Raw genomic sequence first — 19,448 nt, forward strand, 5'->3', positions numbered from 1 at the left:
GACCTACTGCTCCTCGAAGAGGCTGGTCACCGAACCATCCTCGAAGACCTCACGCAGCGCACGCGCAATCGTCGGTGCGATCGACAACACCGTGATCTTGTCCAACTCCAACTCACCAGGCGTCGGCAACGTGTCCGTGAAGATGAACTCACTCACCTTCGAGTTCTTCAGACGATCCGCAGCCGGACCGGACAGCACACCATGCGTCGCCGTCACGATCACATCCTCCGCACCATGCGCGAACAGAGCATCCGCCGCAGCGCAGATCGTGCCACCCGTATCGATCATGTCGTCGACCAGCACACACACCCGGCCCTCGACATTGCCCACCACCTCATGGACCGTCACCTGATTCGCGACGTCCTTGTCACGCCGCTTGTGCACGATCGCCAACGGCGCACCCAGCCGATCGCACCAACGGTCCGCAACCCGCACACGACCCGCATCCGGCGACACCACCGTCAGCTTGTCCCGATCCACCTTCGCGCCCACATAATCCGCCAGGATCGGCAGCGCGAAGAGATGGTCGACCGGACCGTCGAAGAACCCGACGATCTGATCCGTGTGCAGATCCACCGTGACCACACGGTGAGCACCCGCCGTCTTCATCAGATCCGCAACCAGACGAGCCGAGATCGGCTCACGGCCACGATGCTTCTTGTCCTGACGGGCATACCCGTAGAACGGCACGATCACCGTGATGCTGCGGGCCGAAGCACGCTTCAACGCATCGATCATGATCAGCTGTTCCATGATCCACTTATTGATCGGAGCCGTGTGGCTCTGAATCAAGAAGCAATCCGCACCACGCGCCGACTCCTGATAGCGCACATAGATCTCACCATTGGCGAAATCGAAAGCCTTGGTCGGGACGAGACCCACACCCAGGTGGTGCGCGACCTCCTCGGCAAGTTCGGGGTGGGCGCGTCCGGAGAAGAGCATCAACTTCTTCTCGCCGGTCGTCTTGATCCCGGTCACAGCACCTGTCTCCTCAGACTGTTCTCTGGCCGCGCATCCAGTCGCCCGGACCAGCCGAAATGTGTGCGCCTATCACGGTACGCCGAGTTGGACGCACCGATTTCCGGTCAGGTTTCGTCCACCGGCCCCCCAGCCGCCGACTCCGCCGCCCGCGCAGCCGCACTCCCCGGCCGCTTACGAGCCACCCAACCCTCGATATTCCGCTGCTGACCACGGGCGACAGCCAACGAACCCGCCGGCACATCCTTCGTGATCACCGACCCGGCAGCCGTGTACGCCCCGTCCCCCACCGTGACAGGCGCCACAAACATGTTGTCCGAACCCGTCTTGCAATGTGAACCCACCGTCGTGTGGTGCTTCGCCTCACCGTCATAGTTCACAAACACGCTGGCCGCACCGATGTTGGTGTGCTCACCGATCGTCGCGTCCCCCACATAACTCAAGTGCGGAACCTTCGTCCCCGCACCGATCGACGCGTTCTTCATCTCCACATACGTACCCGCCTTCGCACCCGCACCCAACCGCGTACCCGGACGCAGATACGCATACGGACCCACCGACGCCCCCGCACCCACCTCGGCATCCAACGCCACCGTGTTGTCCACCCGCGCATCCGAACCCACCGACGTATTCGTCAGACGCGAGTTGGGACCCACCTCCGCCCCCGCGGCAACATGCGTCGAACCAAGCAACTGCGTCCCCGGACACACCACCGAATCCGGCTCGAACGTCACCGTCACATCCACCCACGTACTCGCCGGATCCACCACCGTCACACCGGACATCATCGCCTCCACGAGCACCCGCTCGTTCAGCACCCGACGCGCATCCGCCAACTGCACACGGTTGTTGATCCCCGCGATCTCCCGATGATCACCCGCCACCGCAGCACCCACCCGGTGCCCCGCCTCGCGCAGAATCCCGAGCACATCAGTCAGATACTCCTCACCCTGACTGTTGTCCGTACGCACCTTCTTCAACGCCTCCGCCAACAGACGGCCGTCGAACGCGAACACACCCGAATTGATCTCCCGGATCGCACGCTGCTCCTCCGAGGCGTCCTTGTGCTCCACGATCGCCGTCACCGCACCCGAGGCGTCCCGCACGATTCGGCCGTAACCCGCGGCATCCGGCATCTCCGCCGTCAGCACCGTCACCGCGTTCCCGTCCGCGGAATGCGTCGCCGCCAGACCGGCCAGCGTCTCGCCGGTCAACAGCGGTGTGTCACCACAGACGACGACCACCGTGCCGTCGACCTCGCCACCCAGCTCCTCCAGACCCATACGCACCGCATGACCGGTGCCGTTCTGCTCCTCCTGGACCGCGCTGCGGCAGGCCGGGTCGATCGCGGCGAGGTGCGCGGTCACCTGATCACGGCCGTGACCGACCACCACGACGAGCTCCCGCGGATCCAGCTCCCGCGAGGCGGCGACGACATGGCCGACCAACGAGCGGCCGCAGATCTCATGCAGAACCTTCGGCGTCCGCGACTTCATGCGGGTGCCCTCACCCGCTGCAAGCACGACAACGGCGGCCGGGGAATTGGCGCTCACGGGGGTGTCCTTCGAGTCTGGTACTTCGGGTGGTGGACATCCGCAGGATACCGGGGCGTAGTGGGCCGGAAATGAGGGCGGGTCCTGACCTTGCCGGTCAGGACCCAAACCTTGCAGTTGCTCCCGGGGGAGGACTCGAACCCCCATGATCAGATCCAAAATCTGACGTCTTGCCCTTAGACGACCCGGGATGGGCGCTATGTCCGATTTTCGTGATCGGCCTCAGCGACGGCATCTACTATGCCCCACCACGAGCCCTCGATGCGACGGTACAAATCGGCGCTTCCCAGGACTTTCACCGTGAGGCAACCCCGGTAGGTGGGGCCGATGTTCTTCCGTCGGGTCCTGGGGGAGTGCTTCTTGATCGTCGTCTTGTAGAACGCTGAGCGGTCGGCGCCGACCAGGTCGGCCCAGTAGCGTTCGGCGGCCGGTATGTCCGCTGATTCGTGGATCATCACGGTGAAACGGATGCGCTCGCGTTCGATGCCGAGAAGGTCGAGGAAGGCCAGGTAGACCTGGATCATCCCTGGGTCGCTGTTGACGAAGACGACCTTCTCGCGCCGGTCGTACGGCTTGTCCTTGGATCCCTCGGACCAGTAGAGGCCGACGCCGACCAGGAACAGCTCGCGCGGCGAGAGTGCGCCGACGGATCGGGCGGCCTCCAGCTTCGCCTGTTGTCGTTCTTCCTCGCGGATGCGCAGTTTCGCTTCCCAGCCTCGCCTGGCGATGGCGGCGGACTCCTCGCGGCTGCGCTTGCGCTCCGGCGTCGGCAGGTCTCGTACCCACAGGGAGATCGAGCTCTTCGATACGCCGAGTTCCAGCTGTATCTGGTCGTAGGTCCTGCCTTGGAGGCGGAGTTCGCGGGCCTTGGCGCGGAGGTCGTCCTTGGCGTTGGGGCGTTTGGTCCACTCCGGTGGGGGTTCGCCTTTGACGAGGCGTTGGAGCAGGTCGTTGTTGTGGATGCCGAGGCGGTCGCGGATCTGGCGGAGGCTGAGTCCTGAGCGGCGGAGGGCGATGGCCTGGTCGCGGAGGGTGTTGTAGTGGGTGTGGAGGTCTCGGATGTTCGGCATGCGTCGAGTGTTGTCCGGAATGCGGACGTCCGGGTCGAATGTTTGAGCGATTCAGTAGTTCGAGCTAATTGTGTGGGTTCGGGTGGTGGTTTCTGGTGTTGTGTGCTGGGGCGGTCGGGGAAACTCACCGGAAAAGCGGATGGTTTCGCCCGTAGGCTGGAAGCTATGACCACGACGGGGGAAGACCACCGACCGGCGGCCGGGGGGCCGTGGTGGTGGCAGCGGAGGCGGAGTGCGGCCCTTGATGTGGGCCTCGCGGTCGTATCGGCGGGTGAGTGTGCCGCGGAGGGTGTTGTTTTCGCGGGTGACGCGGGGGTGCCGTCGCCGGTGGGGGTGCTGTTCGGCCTGGTGGCCGGCAGTGCGTTGGTGGTGCGGCGGCGTTGGCCGATCGCGAGTGTGCTGGTCGCCATTGCGGTGACGCCGGCGAATATGGGCGTTCTGCTGACGATCGTGGGCCTGTACAGCCTGGCTGCGTCCGATGTGCCGCGGCGGATCACTGCGGTGCTTGCGGGGATGTCGGTGGTCGGCACGTTGATCGTGACGTTCGTGCGGACTCAGCAGGACTCGGTGCGCGGTGATCTGGATGTCGGCGAGTGGTTCGTGTTCTTCATGGCGATGACGGCGTCGCTGGGGATCACTGCGCCGCCGGTGTTGTTGGGGCTGTATATCGGGGCGCGGCGTCGGTTGATGGAGAGTTTGCGGGAGCGTGCGGACAGTCTTGAGCGTGAGTTGATGTTGCTTGCGGATCGGGCGGAGGAGCGTGCGGAGTGGGCGCGGAGTGAGGAGCGCACGCGGATTGCCCGGGAGATGCACGATGTGGTGGCGCATCGGGTGAGTTTGATGGTGGTGCATGCGGCGGCGTTGCAGGCGGTTGCTCGTAAGGATCCGGAGAAGGCGGTGAAGAACGCTGCGTTGGTGGGGGATATGGGGCGGCAGGCGTTGACGGAGTTGCGGGAGATGTTGGGGGTGTTGCGGACGGAGCCTGTGCCCTCGGTCTCGGCCTCGTTCGAGGCGTCTGATGCGGGTGGTGCTGTGGGGGCGGGGTCGGGGTCGGTGTCTGGTGGGGAGGGTGTTGAGGGGGGTGGTGCGCCGTTGGCGGCGGTGGGTGTTGCTGCGGCTGTGGCGGCGTCGCGGGTGTGGCCGGAGGATGGTTCGGACGGGCCGTGTCTGGCTGAGGTGGATGAGTTGGTGGGGCAGTCGCGGGCTGCGGGGATGGTGGTGGAGCTGTCCGTGGACGGGGAGCCGGGGGTGTATGCGGCGGAGTTGGAGCAGACCGCGTATCGGGTGATTCAGGAGGGTCTGACGAACGTCCACAAGCATGCTCCGGGTGCGAAGGCGCAGGTGCGGCTCGCGTATCGGGGTGGTGAGGTGGCGATGCAGGTGGAGAACGGTCCGGTGCCTGAGGTGGGGCCGGACGGTGCGAGGTTGCCGAGTGGCGGTAATGGTCTGGTGGGGATGCGGGAGCGGGTGACGGCGCTGGGGGGTGTGTTTGTGTCGGGGCCGACGGATGCGGGTGGGTTCCGGGTTTCGGCGGTTCTTCCGGTGGTGGGGGGCGCGTAGTGCGGGTGGGGTTCGTCAGTTGCCGCTGTGGGGTGTGAGGCGGGTGGGCAGGGTGCCGGTGAGGAGTGTGGTGAGGGCTTGGTCGATGTCGGGGCCGAGGTACCAGTCGCCGGTGTGGTCGAGGGTGTAGACGCGGCCGTCGGCGTCGATGGCGAGGACTGCTTGGCTGTCGGTTTCTTCGCCGAGTGGGCATACCTGGGTGTCGATGGCGCGGCCGAGGTCGGCGAGGGTGCGGGCCATGTGCAGTCCGGCGAGGGGGTCGAGGCGCACGGTGGCGGGGGTGATCTGGCGGCCGGGGGCGGTGGGTGTGATGTGGAGGTTGCCGAATTCGGCCCAGGCTTCGACGGCGGCGGGGAAGACGGTGTGCTGGTGTCCGGCGGGTGAGGTGTGGGTGCGCAGGGTGTCGGCCCAGAATTCCGCTTGTCGGATGTCCCAGCGGCCGGGTTCCCAGCCGGCGTCGCGTAGTGCGGCGTCGACGGGTGTGGGGAAGCGGGTGACGGACGTGCGGTCGGTCGGCATCAGCGGGTGTTCTCCGTGGGGTCGACGACGCGTACTCCGAAGTGGTCGGTGAGGGCGGTGCAGGAGCGGCAGGGGTGGGCGAAGCTGCCGTGCAGGGGGTCGCCGTCCTCGCGGATGCGTCGGGTGGTGAGTTTGGCGTGTTTGAGTGCTTTGCGTCCTTCGCCGGGGGTGAGGGGTTTGCGTCGGGCGCGTTTGGAGCGGGTGGCGTCGACGGCGGTGAGGTGCCGGGAGAGCAGCAGGGCTTCTGGGCAGCGTCCGGTGAAGCGTTCGCGCCGGCTGCTGGGAAGGGTGTCGAGGAAGTCCTGGACGAGGGGGTGCAGGGTCGGGGCGCGGTCGCCGCGTGCGGCGGTGGAGGTGAGGGTTTCGCCACGTACCGAGAGGGCGGCGGCGACGGTGGGCAGGATGCCGTCGCGGCGGTGGCCGGGCACGGGTGTGGCCGGCTCGGTGGTGGCGCTCCAGTCGAGGCGTGGATCCCCCTGGGTGCGCGGCGGTGGTGTGCCGTGCGGCGATGCGGTGTGCATGTGGTGTGACGTTCCTCCCCGTGCCCGCGGTGATCGACCGCGTCCGGCACTCCCCCCGAGTGCGGTGCACTCCCCGCAGGAGTGCGGGGACAGACTGCCAAATGGTGCGGTGGGTGGGGAAGCTGGGGGCTTTGGCGGTGTGTCGTACGGGTGTGTCGTCACTGGTGAGTGATGGCTGGTCACGCAGTGCTCGGGGGTGTGGTTGCGGGGAGGTGGGGTGTGCGCGGGTGGGGTGGTCGGGGGACGCTGGTCGGCGGTCCGGTGGCCGGTGACCGGTGCTGCTTGAGCACATAGGCTGTGAGCATCCACGATCCGTAAATCAGTGCCGCAGGGGGCAACCGCCATGACGACAGGTCGGCTCGGGCAAGCAGCCGCGCCGCCGAACGCGGCTTATGCCGGGCAGTCCGTGCAGTTCCCGGATCCGGTCCGGGCCGCCCGGCATCCCGGTGGGGTGCGCATCGACGAGCACGGTTACCCGGATTTTTCGGCGTACGCGCGCGCTGCCGCGGAGATCGCCGAGCCCCCGGAGGGGTTCGGGGTGGACGAGTTGCGGTTGACGGACTATGTCTCGGCGAATGCCGCGTTGGCGGCGTCGGACCATGATCTGTGGGACACGATTCCGGCTGTGGCGACGCCGCACGGCTGGACGTGGCATCACGTGCCGGGTGGTCGTCGGCTGGAGTTGGTGCCGGTCGAGATCAAGGCGCTGTTGAGGCATCACGGTGGTCTGGCGACGGCGCGGGTGGACCACGGCAAGCGGGGTACGCGGCCGTTGCAGGAGACGCGGCCGGCGCATCTGGTGCTGCCGAAGGGCGGTGTCGCGGTGTCGGAGCAGCAGTTGCTGGCCGTGGAGGAGGATCTCGGTTATCGCCTGCCGGGCGCGTACCGGGGCTTTTTGAAGGCGGCCGGTGGGTGTGCGCCGGTGGGGGCCGCGCTCGATGCGGAGCTGGGGCTCTTGGTGGATCAGCCGTTCTTCACGGTGCGGGATCAGGCCGCGATGAACGATCTGGTGTACGCGAACAAGTGCCTGCGCGACCATCTCACCAAGGATTATCTGGGTGTGGCGTTCGTGCAGGGCGGCATTCTCGCGGTGAAGGTCAAGGGCGACCGGATCGGCTCTGTGTGGTTCTGCGCGTATGACGATGCGCGGGATCAGAACGGTCTGACCGTGGATGAGCGTATGGAGCGGTTGTTGCTGCCGTGTGGTGGCGATTTCGACGAGTTCCTGGGCCGTCTCGCGGGTAATCCGCCGGAGCTGGAGACCGTGGCGAACCTGATGGTGGACGGCGGCTTCGCGCATGTCGTCCCGTTGGAGGGGTGAGCGTGATGGTGACGTTCGCGCAGGCGCAGGAGCGTGCGGAAGAGTGGATCAACGGGGATGTGCCCGGGTACCAGCATCGTGAGGTGCGGGTGCGGGAGTTCGAGCTGGGTTTCGTCGTCTGGGCGGAGGACCGCGAGGGCGGTCCGGTGTCGGACGGCGGGCGGCAGCGCCTGGTGATCGCGCGGGACAGCGGGGATGCCTCGTTGTGGCCGGGGTTGCCGGTGGGTGAGGTGATTCGGCGTTACGAGGAGGAGTACGGCGTTCCGGCTGCTGCTTCTGAGGCTCCGGCGCCGCAGCCGGAGCGGATCGATCTGAATCAGACGTCGTTCCTGCTGACTCCGCCGGAGTGGTTGCAGGAGGCGGCGGACAACATGGGGATCCCGGACCGGCGTTCGGATTCCGGTGGTGGCGTGGCTGGTTCTTCGGGTGCGGGTGTGCCTGCTCCGGCTCCGCAGCCGCCTGCTCCGACGGATCCTGGTCCTTCGCCTGCCGCTGCGCCGGCGGCTGCTTCCGGTGGTGCGGGGTGGCCGGCTGCGGGGCAGTCCGACGGGCGGGGTGGTCCGGATGCGTCCGCGGGAGGTGCGGCGTGGGCGGGTACGGACACCAATGCGCGCTCCGACGACCGTTCGGTGCCGCCGCCTGCGACGGTGTTCGCGCCGCCGTTGTCCGGTGCGGATGACGACGCTGAGCCGCCGGCTGTCGCGCCGGAGGCGAAGACCGCGCTGATCTCGGGCGGCAGTCAGCTTCCGGCGACCGCGGTGGCTCCTTCGATCGATCCGACGCGGGGGCCCCAGGGTGGGCCGCAGGCGCCGGGTGCTCCTGCGGCTCCGGGGGGTGGTCCGTCCTCGGGTGCGCAGCCGGGTGCGGGTGACATCGCCGATGCTGCGACGAGCAAGGCGCAGGGTCCGCCGCCGGGTGCGCGTGGCGCCGGCGGTGCGTCGACTCCGCCTCCGCCCGGTGCTCCGGGTACGCCGGGTGCGGGTGGTGCGCCTGCGCCGTCGAGTGGTCCGGGTGCGCCGGGAGCTCCGGCGGGGGGCTATGTGCCGACGAGTCTGGTGCCGGAGGCGGGGCCCGGTGGGCCTGCTGGTCCGCAGCCGCCCGGTTCGCCGGGTGCTCCTGGTGGCAGTGACGGTGGCGGCGGTGTGCATCATGCGGCGACGATGCTGGCCGATCCCAGTCAGGGGCGCGGTGTCGGGCAGCCTCCGCCTCCGCCCGGCGCGCCTGGTGCCCCGGGTGCCGGTGGTCCGCAGCCGCCTGGTCCGCCTGGTGCGCCGGGGGCTGGTGGTCCGCAGCCGCCTGGTCCGCCTGGTGTTCCTGGTGGCAGTGACGGTGGCGGCGGTGTGCATCATGCGGCGACGATGCTGGCCGATCCCAGTCAGGGCGGCGGGATTCCGCAGCCCCCGGCCCCGCCCGGTACGCCCGGCGCCGGTGGTCCGCAGCCTCCCGGCCCGCCCGGTGCCCCCGGTGGTACGCCGCCCGGCCAGGGCGGCGGTGTGCACCAGGCGGCGACGATGCTGGCCGGTCCCGGTGGCCCGGGTCCGTCCGGTCCGGGCGCTCCGCAGCCTCCCGGCCCGCCGCCCGGTGCGCCGGGTGCGCAGGGTCAGGGTGCGTACGGATATCCGCAGCCGCCGCCCGGTGCGCCGCTCGTCGGCCCCGGCTATCAGGCTGTGCTTCGCTACCGGGCGCAGGACGGTTCCGAGCAGCAGTTGATCCGCCGCTCGGCGCCCGGTACGCCGCACCCGGAGTGGCAGATCCTGCACGAGCTGCGCGGCATGAACGTGCCGCCGCAGCAGGTGCTCGAGCTCCACACCGAGCTGGAGTCGTGCGATCTGCCGGGTGCGTACTGTGCGCGGATGATCCGTGAGACCTGGCCGCAGGCGCGGATCACCAGCATCGCGCCGTACGGAAAGGACCGTGCGAGCCGTCAGCAGGGCATGCAGCAACTGATCTCTCACCAGGGTGAGTTGCATCAGGTTGCGGACGGACCTGCGCGTCCGGCGCCGGTGCGTGTGCCGCTGCAGCCGATGCCTCCGGCGCCGCAGGTTCCGCCGGAGGGTGTGGCGCACGAGCTGGCGTCCGCTTTCGGGCCCGGGGTGTTCCGGTTCGATCAGCGGGCGGTGTCGCGGCAGGGTGTGCCGGATCTGGTCGCGCACACGCTGATGATGGCGGGTCTGCCGGTCGATTTCGGGCCGTTCTTCTGGGCGCAGGCGCAGCCGGGGAGGCCGGTGCCGACGCTGGCCGAGCTGGCGCAGGAGCGTGGCGTTCCGGCCGCGTCCGACGCCGGTTCGTATCTGGTGATGGGCAGTGACTTCGGTCGGGCGATCTGTGTGCAGTACGGCACGGCGCACATCGTGGCGGTGCCGGTGGAGGCCGGTCCTGGTGGTGCGCCGGTGCCTCCGCAGTTCGTGAACACGGGGCTGCCCGAGTTCGCTCGCTGCCTGGCGCTGCTCGGGCACATGTGGCGGCTGCGGTTCGGTCTCAATCAGGAGCAGGCGGGCCGTTGGACCGTCGACTTCCAGCAGCAGCTGTCGGCTCTCGACCCGGCGGCCCTGTCGTCGCCGGAGAGCTGGTGGTCGGTGCTGCTCGAGCAGATGTGGGACGGGCTGCTCTGAGGTCGTTCCGGGGCTGCCCGGAGCCGGGCCCTGTAGGGGGCGTACGCGTCATGGAGGGCGTTCCGTTTTCGGACGGGGCGCCCTTCGGCGTGTGCGGGGCGGCCTTCGGTGTGTGAGGTCGCCCACCCGATCCGGCTCGATTCCGACTTTCGGTGCATGTTGCCGCATCCTTGACCAGGATGATGGGTGGTGTGTCGCGTTATGAGCGCTTCGCGGTAACCCGCCCAGTGCGCATACCGAACGGCGCGCACGCATGTGTCGTAGCAGGCCGGAGAGGGGCTCCCCGATGAGTGCACCGACGTCACCGCAGGGTTTCGACGTGGTGAGGCGACGCGGCTATCGGCCGGAGCAGGTCGACACCCACCTCGCGGTGCTCGCCGCCGACCGGGACGAGGCAGACGACCGGGTCGTGCGGCTCACGGTCGCGGTCGAGGAGCTGGAGGCGGAGGCGGCCCGGCTGCGCCGGATCGTCGCCGAGCTGCCGCCGCAGACGTTCGAGGAACTCGGTGAGCGGGCCACCTCGCTGCTCGCGATCGTCGAGGAGGAGGCCGCCGATGTGACGGCGGCCGCCCGGCAGTACGCCGAGGCCGAGGAGGTCGCGGCCGGTGCGCACGCCGACCAGGTCAGGGCGGCGGCCCGGGCGCACGCCGACCGGGTCAGGGCGGCGGCCGAGCAGCGGGCGGCGGAGATCCTGTCCGCGGCGGAGGCGACGGCCGAGGGCGAACGTACCGCGGCCCGGGGCGAGGTGGACGAGCTGCGCGCCGCGCTGGGTAGCGAACTCGAGGAGCTGCGCGAACGCGGCGCGGGTCTGCTCGCCGCCCAGGAGCAGGACGAGCAGGACCGCACCGAGGCGCTGGACGCCGAGCTCGCCGCCCGCCTCGCAGAGCAGGAGGCCGCGATCGCCGCCCGCACCGAGGCGGCCGAGGCCCGGCTCACGGATCTGCGGCGCAGCTTCGCCGAGGCGGAGGAGGCGGCCCGGCACCAGCAGGAGGACGCCGATGCGCGCGCCGCTGACCTGGTCGCCGAGGCGAGGGCGGCCGCCGAGCGGGTCGAACGCGAGACGGCACGCATCCTGCGCGAGCACGACGAGGCGCGCGACGAGATGCACGCGCGCATGGAGCACGTGCGCAACAGCTTGGCCGCGCTCACCGGGCGGGATCCGGTGGAGGAGCATTCCTGAGCCCGGCCCGAGGCGTCCGGAGGCGTCCGCGTCTCCGGGCCCGCCGCGTCACCCCTGCTCGCGTCGTACCGCCCCCGCGAGGATGCGGCGTTCCACGGCCTCGTACTGGCGGCGCTGTGCGGTGCGGCGCACGCGCGGGCTGAGGACCGTGCCGAGCCAGCCGAGCAGGAAGCCCAGTGGGATGGACACGATGCCGGTCGTGGTGAACGGGAACCAGTTGAAGTCCATGCCGGGGAAGGCCGATCCGGGCGACCCGGACACCAGATTGGTGCCGGTCATCAGCACGATCGAACCGGTCGTGCCGCCGATCAGTGTGCACAGCAGCCCGGCCCGGGTGAACCGGCGCCAGAACAGCCCGTAGACCAGAGCCGGTGCCAGGGCGGAGGCGCCGAGGGAGAACGACAGGACGACCAGCGGCTGCAGTGTGCGGTGCTGCGCGAAGGTGGCGAGCACGATGGTCGGCACGCCGATCGCCAGCGCGGAGACCCGGGCCAGCGTCATCTCGGTGCGGGCGGAGATCCGCTTCCCGCGGTGCGCGAAGACGTCGTGGGCGAGGGAGTTGGCGCAGGCCAGGATCATTCCGGCCACCGAGGCGAGGACGGTCAGGAAGATCGTGGTGGCCATCGCCGTGAACACCAGGGCCTCGACGGTGGTCACGTCCGGGCCGAGAGCGCCCTGGGTGCCGAGCAGCAGCGCCGTGTTGCCCTGCGGATCGGAGCCCGCGATCAACTCCCGCCCCACCAGCGCCGATGCGCCGAATCCGATGACGGCGATCAGCAGAATGAACACCACGACCGCCGACACCGCCCACGACATCGAACGGCGCACCTCGGTGGCGCTGCGCGAGGCGTACATCCGCATGGTGACGTGCGGCAGGCAGGCGCCGCCGAGGACCACGGTCAGCTCGGAGGAGATCATGTCGATCCGCGGGCTCCAGCTGTCGGTGAACTGCAGGCCGGAGCGCAGATACGCCGGTCCGGCGCCGCTGCCCTTCTCGGCGGCCGCCACCAGCTCTCCCGGACTCCAGCCGAACCGGCTCATCACCAGGCCCGCCACCACCGCACCCGAGCCGAGCAGCATCACCATCTTGACCAGCTGGATCAGGGCGGTGCCCTTCATCCCGCCGATCGCCGCGTAGCTGATCATCAGGACGCCGAGGCCGACGATGCAGCCGGTCTTCAGGCCCGCGTTGTCGAAGCCGAGGACGAACGCCACCAGGTCGCCCGCGCCCGCGAGTTGGACCAGCATCATGGGGAGCAGTGCGGCGATGGTGGCGCCGCAGACCGCGATGCGCACCGAACGGCCGGGCAGGCGGCGGCCGATCGCGTCGCCCATGGTGAACCGGCCCGCGTTGCGCAGGGGTTCGGCGAGCAGGAACATCAAGAGGACGAGGGAGAGGCCGGTGCTCAGAGCGAGCACCACCCCGTCGTATCCGGTGAGCGCGATGACGCCGACGGTGCCGAGCACGGTGGCGGCCGAGATGTAGTCACCGGCGATCGCCAGGCCGCCGCGGAACGGCGAGAGGCCCCGGTACCCGGTGTAGAACTCGTCGAGTTCGTCGAGTTCGTCGCGGTTGTGGCGGTCGGGGCCGGTCAGCACGCAGAGCAGCAGCGTGATCGTGGCGACGGCGGTGAAGGCGACCAGGGACATGGTCTGTGCGGTCGGGCCGAACTCGGCGAGGGCAAGCGGGGTGTCGTCGCCCGGAGGCAGGGACCGTGCCGTGGTTGCGGACGGCTGTGCGGTCAGGTTCACGGGGCGTCCTCCGCCTCGGCTGCCGCCTGGCGGCGCAGTCGGCGGGCGAGCGGGTCGACGCGGCCGCGGGCGTACGCCTCGTACACGAGCAGGGCCAGGCAGGTCACCGGGAGCTGCCAGAACATCAGGAGCAGTCCGGCGCTCATGCCGCCGAGCCAGGTGCGGGTCATCAGGGACGGTGCGTACGCGGACAGGACGAGGAAGAGCGTGAAGTAGCCGAGCGCGGTGAGGGTGGCGACGCGGCGCAGTCTGCGGTACGCGGTGCGCAGCAGCCGTAGGTCGCTGTGCTGCCCGGGCGGCGGTGTGGCCCGCCGGTGCGGGCGGGGCGGCGCGGGTGGTGGCGGGGGCTGCCAGGGGAAGGTGAGCCGGCCGTCGGACGGCGGGTTGGAGTAGGACGCGGGGCCGGAGTGGGGGGTGGTTCCCGGGTGGGGGCCGGGGTGGGGTGGTACGCCGTGCAGGTCGGACATGGCGGACTCCTTGCGCGGCTCGGTCCCCTTCGGGGGACCACAGGGAGGAGCCCGGTACGTTACTCGCCGGTGTAGGCGGAGTGCGGCGTTTCCGGCGAACTGGTCAGGAAGGGGACAGGCGGCGGTGCGGTGGTCTCCGCGGCCGGTGAGCGCCCTGCCCGTACGCCTGTGCCGGCCGGACGGCGCACGGCAGGTGCGGCCGGTACGGCGGTGGTTGACGCCCGGCGGGCGGTGGCCCGCATCAGTCGATGCGCCGTTGGTCCGGGTGCGGTCGGTCGGGTGGTGAGGGGGTGGGGGACGGGGCCCCGGAGCCGCCCTTGTCCGGTGCCGGGCCGGCTGCCCCGGCCGGTTCTGCGGCCGGTTCTGTGGCCGGGGAGTCCTGGGTGAGCACCGGAAAGCGGCGGGGCGCGACCACGAGCAGGACCAGGAAGGCGACCGCTGCCGCGCCCGCCGCCCACAGGAAGACCGAGTCGACGGCCGCGTCCACGGCCCGGCGCACCCCGTCGTCGGAGGGTGCGTTCGCCACCGAGTCCAGGTCGGCGGCGGTGCCGAGGCGGCCGGCGATCACCGAGTTGGCGACCGCGCCGAGCAGGGCCGCGCCGATGGTCTGGCCTATCTGCCGGTTGAACAGTACGGATGCGGTCGCCGTGCCGCGCTCGGCCCAGCCCACCGTGGACTGCACCCCCACGATCAGGGGGAGTTGGAAGAGCCCGAGCGACGCCCCGAGCAGCAGCATCAGCAGGGCGGGCTGCCAGGGAGAACCCGGGTAGGGCAGGACCTGGAAGGCGAGCAGGACGAGGAAGGCCGCACCGATGCCCGTCATCGCGGTGCGGCGGAAGCCGATCCGGGTGTAGACGTGCTGGCTGAGCGCCGCCGAGACGGGCCAGCTCAGCGTCATCACCGACATCACGAACCCGGCTTCCATCGGCTCGAGCCGGAGCACGGTCTGCGCGTACGTCGGCAGGAACACGGTGGGTGCCACCATCAGCAGGCCGAGCGCCCCGAGCGACAGGTTGACCGCCGCGATCGTGCGCCGCCGCCACACCCAGCCGGGCAACACCGGTTCGGTGGCCCGCCGTTCGATCACGACGACGGCCGCGGCGAGCAGCAGGCCCGAGCCGAAGAGGACGACCGACGGCCTGGACAGCCACGGCCAGGCGACTCCGCCCTGGACGAGTGCGGTGAGCAGGACCCCGCCGCAGGCGAAGACGGCTGCCGCGCCCGCCCAGTCGGTACGCGCGCGTGCGTCGCGTTCCCGGGCCGGTTCGTGCAGATGGCGCACGATCAGCCAGAGCGCGACCGCGCCGACCGGCAGATTGATCAGGAAGATCCAACGCCAGTCTGCGTACCCCGCGAGCAGACCGCCGACCGCCGGTCCCGCGACGGACGACAGGGCCCACACCGTGGACAACTTGGCCTGGATCTTGGGGCGTTCCTTCAACGGGTACAGGTCCGCGGCCAGCGTCTGCACCGTGCCCTGGATGGCGCCGCCGCCCAGGCCCTGGACGATACGGAAGGCGATCAGGGCCGTCATGTCCCAGGCGAGCGCACACAGCAGGGAGCCCAGCAGGAACAGGGCGCTGCCCGCGATCAGTACGGGCTTGCGGCCGAAGGTGTCGGAGAGCCTGCCGTACACCGGCAGCGTGACCGTGACGGCCAGCAGATAGCCGGAGAACAGCCACGAGAAGACCGAGAAGCCGCCCAGATCGCCGACGATCTGCGGGACGGCCGTCGAGACGATCGTCGAGTCGAGCGCCGCCAGCGCCATCGACAGCATCAGGGCCGCCACGACGGCACCCCGTCTGCGGGTCGGCTGCCGGTCACGGGCGGACTGACTGGCAGTCACCGTAAGTCCCTTTCCCCCTGCACCTATTGGTCCGGGGACACCTTCTCACCCGGGCGGGACGCGCCGGGAGGGTGGAGCGTCCCTGAGGAACCCTCCACCGACGGGTTGAGGACCCCTAGGGGTTCCTCCGTACATCGGCCAGGGGAAGGCTCGTACCGCTGGAGGACGAGGCGGGGCAGGGGTGTTGCCTAGCCTGGTCGTGGCGCGACGGTGCGGGGCCCGCACGACGGTGCGGGGGCCGTGGCGGTCGCCCTGCGGGACTCAGCAGCGCTGGGGTGGGGTTTTCCCCAGCTGAAGAGTGTGCTGCGCACCAGGGCGTCGGGGCTCGCCGATCAGCACACTGGATACAGACGCGAGAACCACGCCGCACCGTGCGGCCGCTGGGGGGGCGGCCGCACCACGACTTCGTACGACCAGCAGTTCCCGAAGATCCCGCTTCTGCACCACGAAGCGCATCACCACTCCCGACGATGCAGCGGATCACGACTCCCACACCGCGAGTTCGCGATGAACTCCGCACCGACCACACCGATATAGGAGACATACCGTGACAACGGCTGTAACCATTCCCAGGCACGGGGGCACTGGAGGACGTACGGCTGTCGCGGCACGAGCGCGCCAGGTCCTCAAGGCCTACGGCTCCGGGGAGACCCGGGTCGTCGCGCTCGACCACGTCGATGTGGACATCGCCCGCGGCCAGTTCACCGCGATCATGGGCCCCTCGGGCTCCGGCAAATCCACGCTGATGCACTGCCTGGCCGGACTCGACAGCGTGACGAGCGGGCAGATCTTCCTGGACGACACGGAGATCACCCGGCTCAAGGACAAGAAGCTCACCCAGCTGCGCCGGGACCGCATCGGTTTCATCTTCCAGGCGTACAACCTGCTGCCCACGCTCAACGCCATCGAGAACATCACGCTCCCGCTGGACATCGCCGGCCGCAAGCCCGACCGGGCCTGGCTGGACCGCGTCGTGGAGACCGTCGGCCTCGCCGGGCGGCTCAAGCACCGGCCCACGCAGCTCTCCGGCGGACAGCAGCAGCGCGTCGCGGTCGCCCGCGCCCTCGCCGCCCGACCCGAGATCATCTTCGGCGACGAACCGACGGGGAACCTGGACTCCCGGGCCGGCGCCGAGGTCCTGAGCTTCCTGCGCCGCTCCGTCGACGAGCTCGGCCAGACCATCGTCACCGTCACGCACGACCCGGTCGCCGCGGCCTACGCGGACCGCGTCCTGTACCTCGCGGACGGGCACATCGTCGACGAGATGCACCACCCGACGGCCGAGCAGGTCCTCGACCGCATGAAGGACTTCGACGCCAGGGGGCGTACGTCGTGACCGTCCTCAAGAGCTCGATGCGCAACTTCTTCGCGCACAAGGGCCGTATGGCGCTCTCCACCGTGGCCGTACTCCTGTCCGTGGCGTTCGTGTGCGGCACGCTCGTCTTCACGGACACCATGAACACGACGTTCGACAAGCTCTTCGCCGCCACCTCGGCCGACGTCACGGTCAGCCCCGAGAAGGCCAAGGGCGCCGAGGACGCCACCCGCAGCGGCAAGCCCGAATCGCTCCCTGCCGGCGCCCTGCAGCAGGTGCGTACGGCGGACGGCGTGAAGTCCGCCGAGGGCGCCGTCTCCAGCATGAGCGTCACGGTCGTCGACGCCGACAACAAGAACGTGGGCGCGACCAGCGGCGCCCCCACCATCGCGGGCAACTGGACGCGGAACGACCTGCGTTCGATGAAGGTCACCTCCGGCCACCCGCCGCGCGGCCCCACCGAGGTCATGGTCGACGCCGACACCGCCGACAAACACCACCTGAAGATCGGTGACGAGCTGCGCACCATCGCCGTCACCGGCGACTTCAAGGCCAGGATCTCCGGTATCGCCTCGTTCAAGGTGACCAACCCGGGCGCCGCGGTCGTCTTCTTCGACACTCCCACCGCTCAGCGCCAACTCCTCGACCACGCCGACACGTTCACCCATCTCAACGTCACCGCGGCCCCGGGCGCCAGCGACACGGCAGTCAAGCAGGCCGTCGCCGCAGAGCTGGGCGGCAGTTACAAGCTGCAGACGCAGGCGGAGGCCGCCGAGGCGAACCAGGACGAGATGGGCTCGTTCCTGGACGTCATGAAGTACGCGATGCTCGGCTTCGCGGGCATCGCCCTCCTCGTCGGCATCTTCCTGATCATCAACACCTTCTCGATGCTGGTCGCCCAGCGCACCCGCGAGATCGGCCTGATGCGGGCCATCGGCTCCTCACGCAAGCAGGTCAACCGCTCCGTCCTGATCGAGGCCCTGATGCTCGGCGTCGTCGGTTCCGTGGCGGGCGTCGCCGCCGGGGTCGGCCTCGCCGTCGGCCTGATGAAGCTCATGGGCTCGATGGGCATGAAGCTCTCCACGGACGACCTCACGGTCGCCTGGACCACCCCGGTCATCGGCCTGGTGCTCGGCATCGTCGTCACCGTCCTCGCCGCCTACCTGCCCGCCCGCCGGGCCGGCAAGGTGTCGCCGATGGCCGCGCTGCGGGACGCGGGCACCCCCGCGGACACCAAGTCCGGAGTCGTGCGGGCCGTCCTCGGCACGCTGCTCACCGGTGCCGGTGTCGCCGGGCTCTACCTCGCCGCGCAGGCCGACAAGGCGAGCGAGGGCTCGCTGTTCCTCGGCGGCGGTGTCGTCCTCAGCCTCCTCGGCTTCATCGTCGTCGGGCCCGTCCTGGCCTCGGGCGTGGTCCGGGTCCTGAGCGCCGTGGTGCTGCGGATCTTCGGCCCGGTGGGACGTATGGCCGAGCGCAACGCCCTGCGTAACCCGCGGCGCACCGGTGCCACCGGCGCCGCCCTGATGATCGGCCTCGCCCTGGTGGCCTGCCTTTCGGTGGTCGGCTCGTCGATGGTGGCCTCGGCGACCGACGAACTCGACAAATCCGTCGGTGCCGACTTCATCGTGCAGTCCGGCGGGGACGGCGGGCGGCCGATCGTGCCCGGCGCCCAGCAGGCGATGAAGGACAGCCCTCACCTCGACCACGTCACCGAGTACAAGGCGGTCGAGGCCAAGGTGACCACGCCGGACGGCAGGACCACGTCGGAGGACCTGACGGCCGCCGATCCGAGCTACGCCGAGGACGTCCGCCGCGAGACCGTCTCGGGCGAACTCTCCGCGGCCTACGGCAAGAACGCCATGTCGGTCGGCGACACCTACGCCGAGCGGCACGGACTGAAGACCGGCGACGAACTGACCGTCGACTTCGCCGCCGGCCGCACCGCCACCCTGGAGATCGCCGCCATCACCTCGGACGACGTGTCGATCGACAAGGGCGCGATGTATGTGAACATCGCGACGGCCGCGCGGTACATCCCGGCGGACCGCATGCCGGCCGACATGATCATGTTCGCCAAGGCCGCCGACGGCAAGACCGACCAGGCCTACAGCGCCCTGAAGAAGTCCCTTGCCGACTACCCGCAGTACACGGTCCGCGACCAGACCGACTTCAAGGAGAACCTGCAGGACCAGATCGGCCAGCTCCTGAACATCGTGTACGGACTGCTCGCCCTCGCGATCATCGTCGCCGTGCTCGGGGTGGTGAACACCCTGGCGCTCTCCGTGGTCGAGCGGACGAGGGAGATCGGCCTGATGCGGTCCATCGGCCTCTCCCGGCGCCAGCTGCGGCGCATGATCCGGCTCGAGTCGGTGGTCATCGCCCTCTTCGGAGCGCTGCTCGGCCTCGGGCTCGGCATGGGCTGGGGTGCGACGGCGCAGCGGCTGCTCGCACTCGAGGGGCTCGAAGTCCTCGAGATCCCCTGGCCGACGATCGCGGCGGTCTTCGTCGGGTCCGCCTTCGTGGGGCTGTTCGCGGCGCTGGTGCCGGCGTTCCGGGCGGGCCGGATGAACGTCCTGAACGCGATCGCGACGGACTGAGACCGCGAGGATCCGTCGGGCCGGCCCGGCCCGACGGATCAACGGGCCAACGGGGGAACGGGGCGCGAGGGGCGCGCCCCAGGGGGACGGTACGGGCCCCGGCGGCAGAACCGCCGGGGCCCGTACCCGTACCCGCGGAGGGCGCTGTCCCGCGGCG

Annotated in this window: 14 protein-coding genes and 1 tRNA gene; 6 read left to right on the top strand and 9 right to left on the bottom strand. The window is 69.9% G+C overall.

The features are described from left to right. Positions 1-3: 3 nt before the first annotated feature. The 4 genes from DSC45_RS19330 to DSC45_RS19345 form a co-directional block, all read right to left on the bottom strand. Entirely contained in the window at positions 4-978 is a 975-nt protein-coding gene (locus DSC45_RS19330; protein ID WP_119292615.1) for a ribose-phosphate diphosphokinase, read from the bottom strand. Between the two features lie 107 nt (positions 979-1,085). Next, positions 1,086-2,531, bottom strand: coding sequence for a bifunctional UDP-N-acetylglucosamine diphosphorylase/glucosamine-1-phosphate N-acetyltransferase GlmU (glmU, locus tag DSC45_RS19335; RefSeq protein WP_119292617.1), 1,446 nt, complete (start codon positions 2,529-2,531; stop codon positions 1,086-1,088). A 120-nt stretch (positions 2,532-2,651) separates the two neighbouring features. Next, positions 2,652-2,722: transfer RNA gene (locus DSC45_RS19340), tRNA-Gln, on the bottom strand. A gap of 6 nt (positions 2,723-2,728) precedes the next feature. Further along, a complete protein-coding gene (locus DSC45_RS19345; protein ID WP_119292619.1) occupies positions 2,729-3,601 on the bottom strand; it encodes a hypothetical protein in 873 nt (290 codons plus the stop codon). 165 nt (positions 3,602-3,766) lie between these two features. On the opposite strand from DSC45_RS19345, the gene DSC45_RS19350 reads away from it, so the two are divergent. After that, a complete protein-coding gene (locus DSC45_RS19350; RefSeq protein WP_119292621.1) occupies positions 3,767-5,161 on the top strand; it encodes a sensor histidine kinase in 1,395 nt (464 codons plus the stop codon). A 15-nt stretch (positions 5,162-5,176) separates the two neighbouring features. On the opposite strand, the gene DSC45_RS19355 is transcribed toward DSC45_RS19350, so the two are convergent. Further along, positions 5,177-5,680 (bottom strand): SUKH-3 domain-containing protein, encoded by a 504-nt coding sequence (locus DSC45_RS19355; RefSeq protein ID WP_119292623.1) that lies wholly within the window; start codon positions 5,678-5,680, stop codon positions 5,177-5,179. Next, a complete protein-coding gene (locus tag DSC45_RS19360) occupies positions 5,680-6,201 on the bottom strand; it encodes a YwqJ-related putative deaminase (RefSeq protein WP_119292625.1) in 522 nt (173 codons plus the stop codon). Before DSC45_RS19360 ends, DSC45_RS19355 begins: the two co-directional genes overlap by 1 nt. Before the next feature lie 343 nt (positions 6,202-6,544). Here DSC45_RS19360 and DSC45_RS19365 point away from each other — a divergent pair, with 343 nt between their 5' ends. The 3 genes from DSC45_RS19365 (at position 6,545) to DSC45_RS19375 (ending at position 11,314) form a co-directional block, all read left to right on the top strand. After that, on the top strand, positions 6,545-7,522 hold the full coding sequence (locus DSC45_RS19365; RefSeq protein ID WP_119292627.1) for an SMI1/KNR4 family protein: 978 nt from the start codon (positions 6,545-6,547) through the stop codon (positions 7,520-7,522). 5 nt (positions 7,523-7,527) lie between these two features. Continuing rightward, entirely contained in the window at positions 7,528-10,134 is a 2,607-nt protein-coding gene (locus DSC45_RS19370; protein WP_119292830.1) for an SUKH-4 family immunity protein, read from the top strand. Between the two features lie 286 nt (positions 10,135-10,420). Continuing rightward, positions 10,421-11,314: a coiled-coil domain-containing protein gene (locus tag DSC45_RS19375; RefSeq protein ID WP_119292628.1), complete on the top strand. Its 894-nt coding sequence runs from the start codon at positions 10,421-10,423 to the stop codon at positions 11,312-11,314. 48 nt (positions 11,315-11,362) lie between these two features. Here the strand turns inward: DSC45_RS19375 and DSC45_RS19380 are convergent, their stop codons facing one another. The 3 genes from DSC45_RS19380 to DSC45_RS19390 all read right to left on the bottom strand — a co-directional run bounded on the left by DSC45_RS19380 (position 11,363) and on the right by DSC45_RS19390 (position 15,379). Beyond that, positions 11,363-12,964, bottom strand: coding sequence for a sodium/solute symporter (locus tag DSC45_RS19380; protein ID WP_119292832.1), 1,602 nt, complete (start codon positions 12,962-12,964; stop codon positions 11,363-11,365). Between the two features lie 98 nt (positions 12,965-13,062). Continuing rightward, entirely contained in the window at positions 13,063-13,533 is a 471-nt protein-coding gene (locus tag DSC45_RS19385) for a DUF485 domain-containing protein (RefSeq protein ID WP_119292630.1), read from the bottom strand. A gap of 241 nt (positions 13,534-13,774) precedes the next feature. Next, positions 13,775-15,379: an MDR family MFS transporter gene (locus DSC45_RS19390; protein WP_276145466.1), complete on the bottom strand. Its 1,605-nt coding sequence runs from the start codon at positions 15,377-15,379 to the stop codon at positions 13,775-13,777. Between the two features lie 547 nt (positions 15,380-15,926). Here DSC45_RS19390 and DSC45_RS19395 point away from each other — a divergent pair. Together DSC45_RS19395 and DSC45_RS19400 are read left to right on the top strand one after the other, a co-directional pair. Further along, complete coding sequence (locus tag DSC45_RS19395; RefSeq protein ID WP_119292632.1) at positions 15,927-16,715, top strand: ABC transporter ATP-binding protein; 789 nt, start codon at positions 15,927-15,929, stop codon at positions 16,713-16,715. After that, complete coding sequence (locus tag DSC45_RS19400) at positions 16,712-19,291, top strand: ABC transporter permease (protein ID WP_119292634.1); 2,580 nt, start codon at positions 16,712-16,714, stop codon at positions 19,289-19,291. The genes DSC45_RS19395 and DSC45_RS19400 overlap by 4 nt, the downstream gene beginning before the upstream one ends. Positions 19,292-19,448: the final 157 nt, after the last annotated feature.

The sequence above is a fragment of the Streptomyces sp. YIM 130001 genome (assembly GCF_003574445.1).
Taxonomy (GTDB): domain Bacteria; phylum Actinomycetota; class Actinomycetes; order Streptomycetales; family Streptomycetaceae; genus Streptomyces.

Bases quoted from the DNA above. Each gene is read 5' to 3' on its own strand.
- DSC45_RS19355 (WP_119292623.1), bottom strand. From the start codon at position 5,680: ATGCCGACCGACCGCACGTCCGTCACCCGCTTCCCCACACCCGTCGAC.
- DSC45_RS19370 (WP_119292830.1), top strand. From the start codon at position 7,528: ATGGTGACGTTCGCGCAGGCGCAGGAGCGTGCGGAAGAGTGGATCAAC.
- DSC45_RS19365 (WP_119292627.1), top strand. From the start codon at position 6,545: ATGACGACAGGTCGGCTCGGGCAAGCAGCCGCGCCGCCGAACGCGGCT.
- DSC45_RS19385 (WP_119292630.1), bottom strand. From the start codon at position 13,533: ATGTCCGACCTGCACGGCGTACCACCCCACCCCGGCCCCCACCCGGGA.
- DSC45_RS19350 (WP_119292621.1), top strand. From the start codon at position 3,767: ATGACCACGACGGGGGAAGACCACCGACCGGCGGCCGGGGGGCCGTGG.
- DSC45_RS19345 (WP_119292619.1), bottom strand. From the start codon at position 3,601: ATGCCGAACATCCGAGACCTCCACACCCACTACAACACCCTCCGCGAC.
- DSC45_RS19380 (WP_119292832.1), bottom strand. From the start codon at position 12,964: ATGTCCCTGGTCGCCTTCACCGCCGTCGCCACGATCACGCTGCTGCTC.
- DSC45_RS19360 (WP_119292625.1), bottom strand. From the start codon at position 6,201: ATGCACACCGCATCGCCGCACGGCACACCACCGCCGCGCACCCAGGGG.
- DSC45_RS19375 (WP_119292628.1), top strand. From the start codon at position 10,421: ATGAGTGCACCGACGTCACCGCAGGGTTTCGACGTGGTGAGGCGACGC.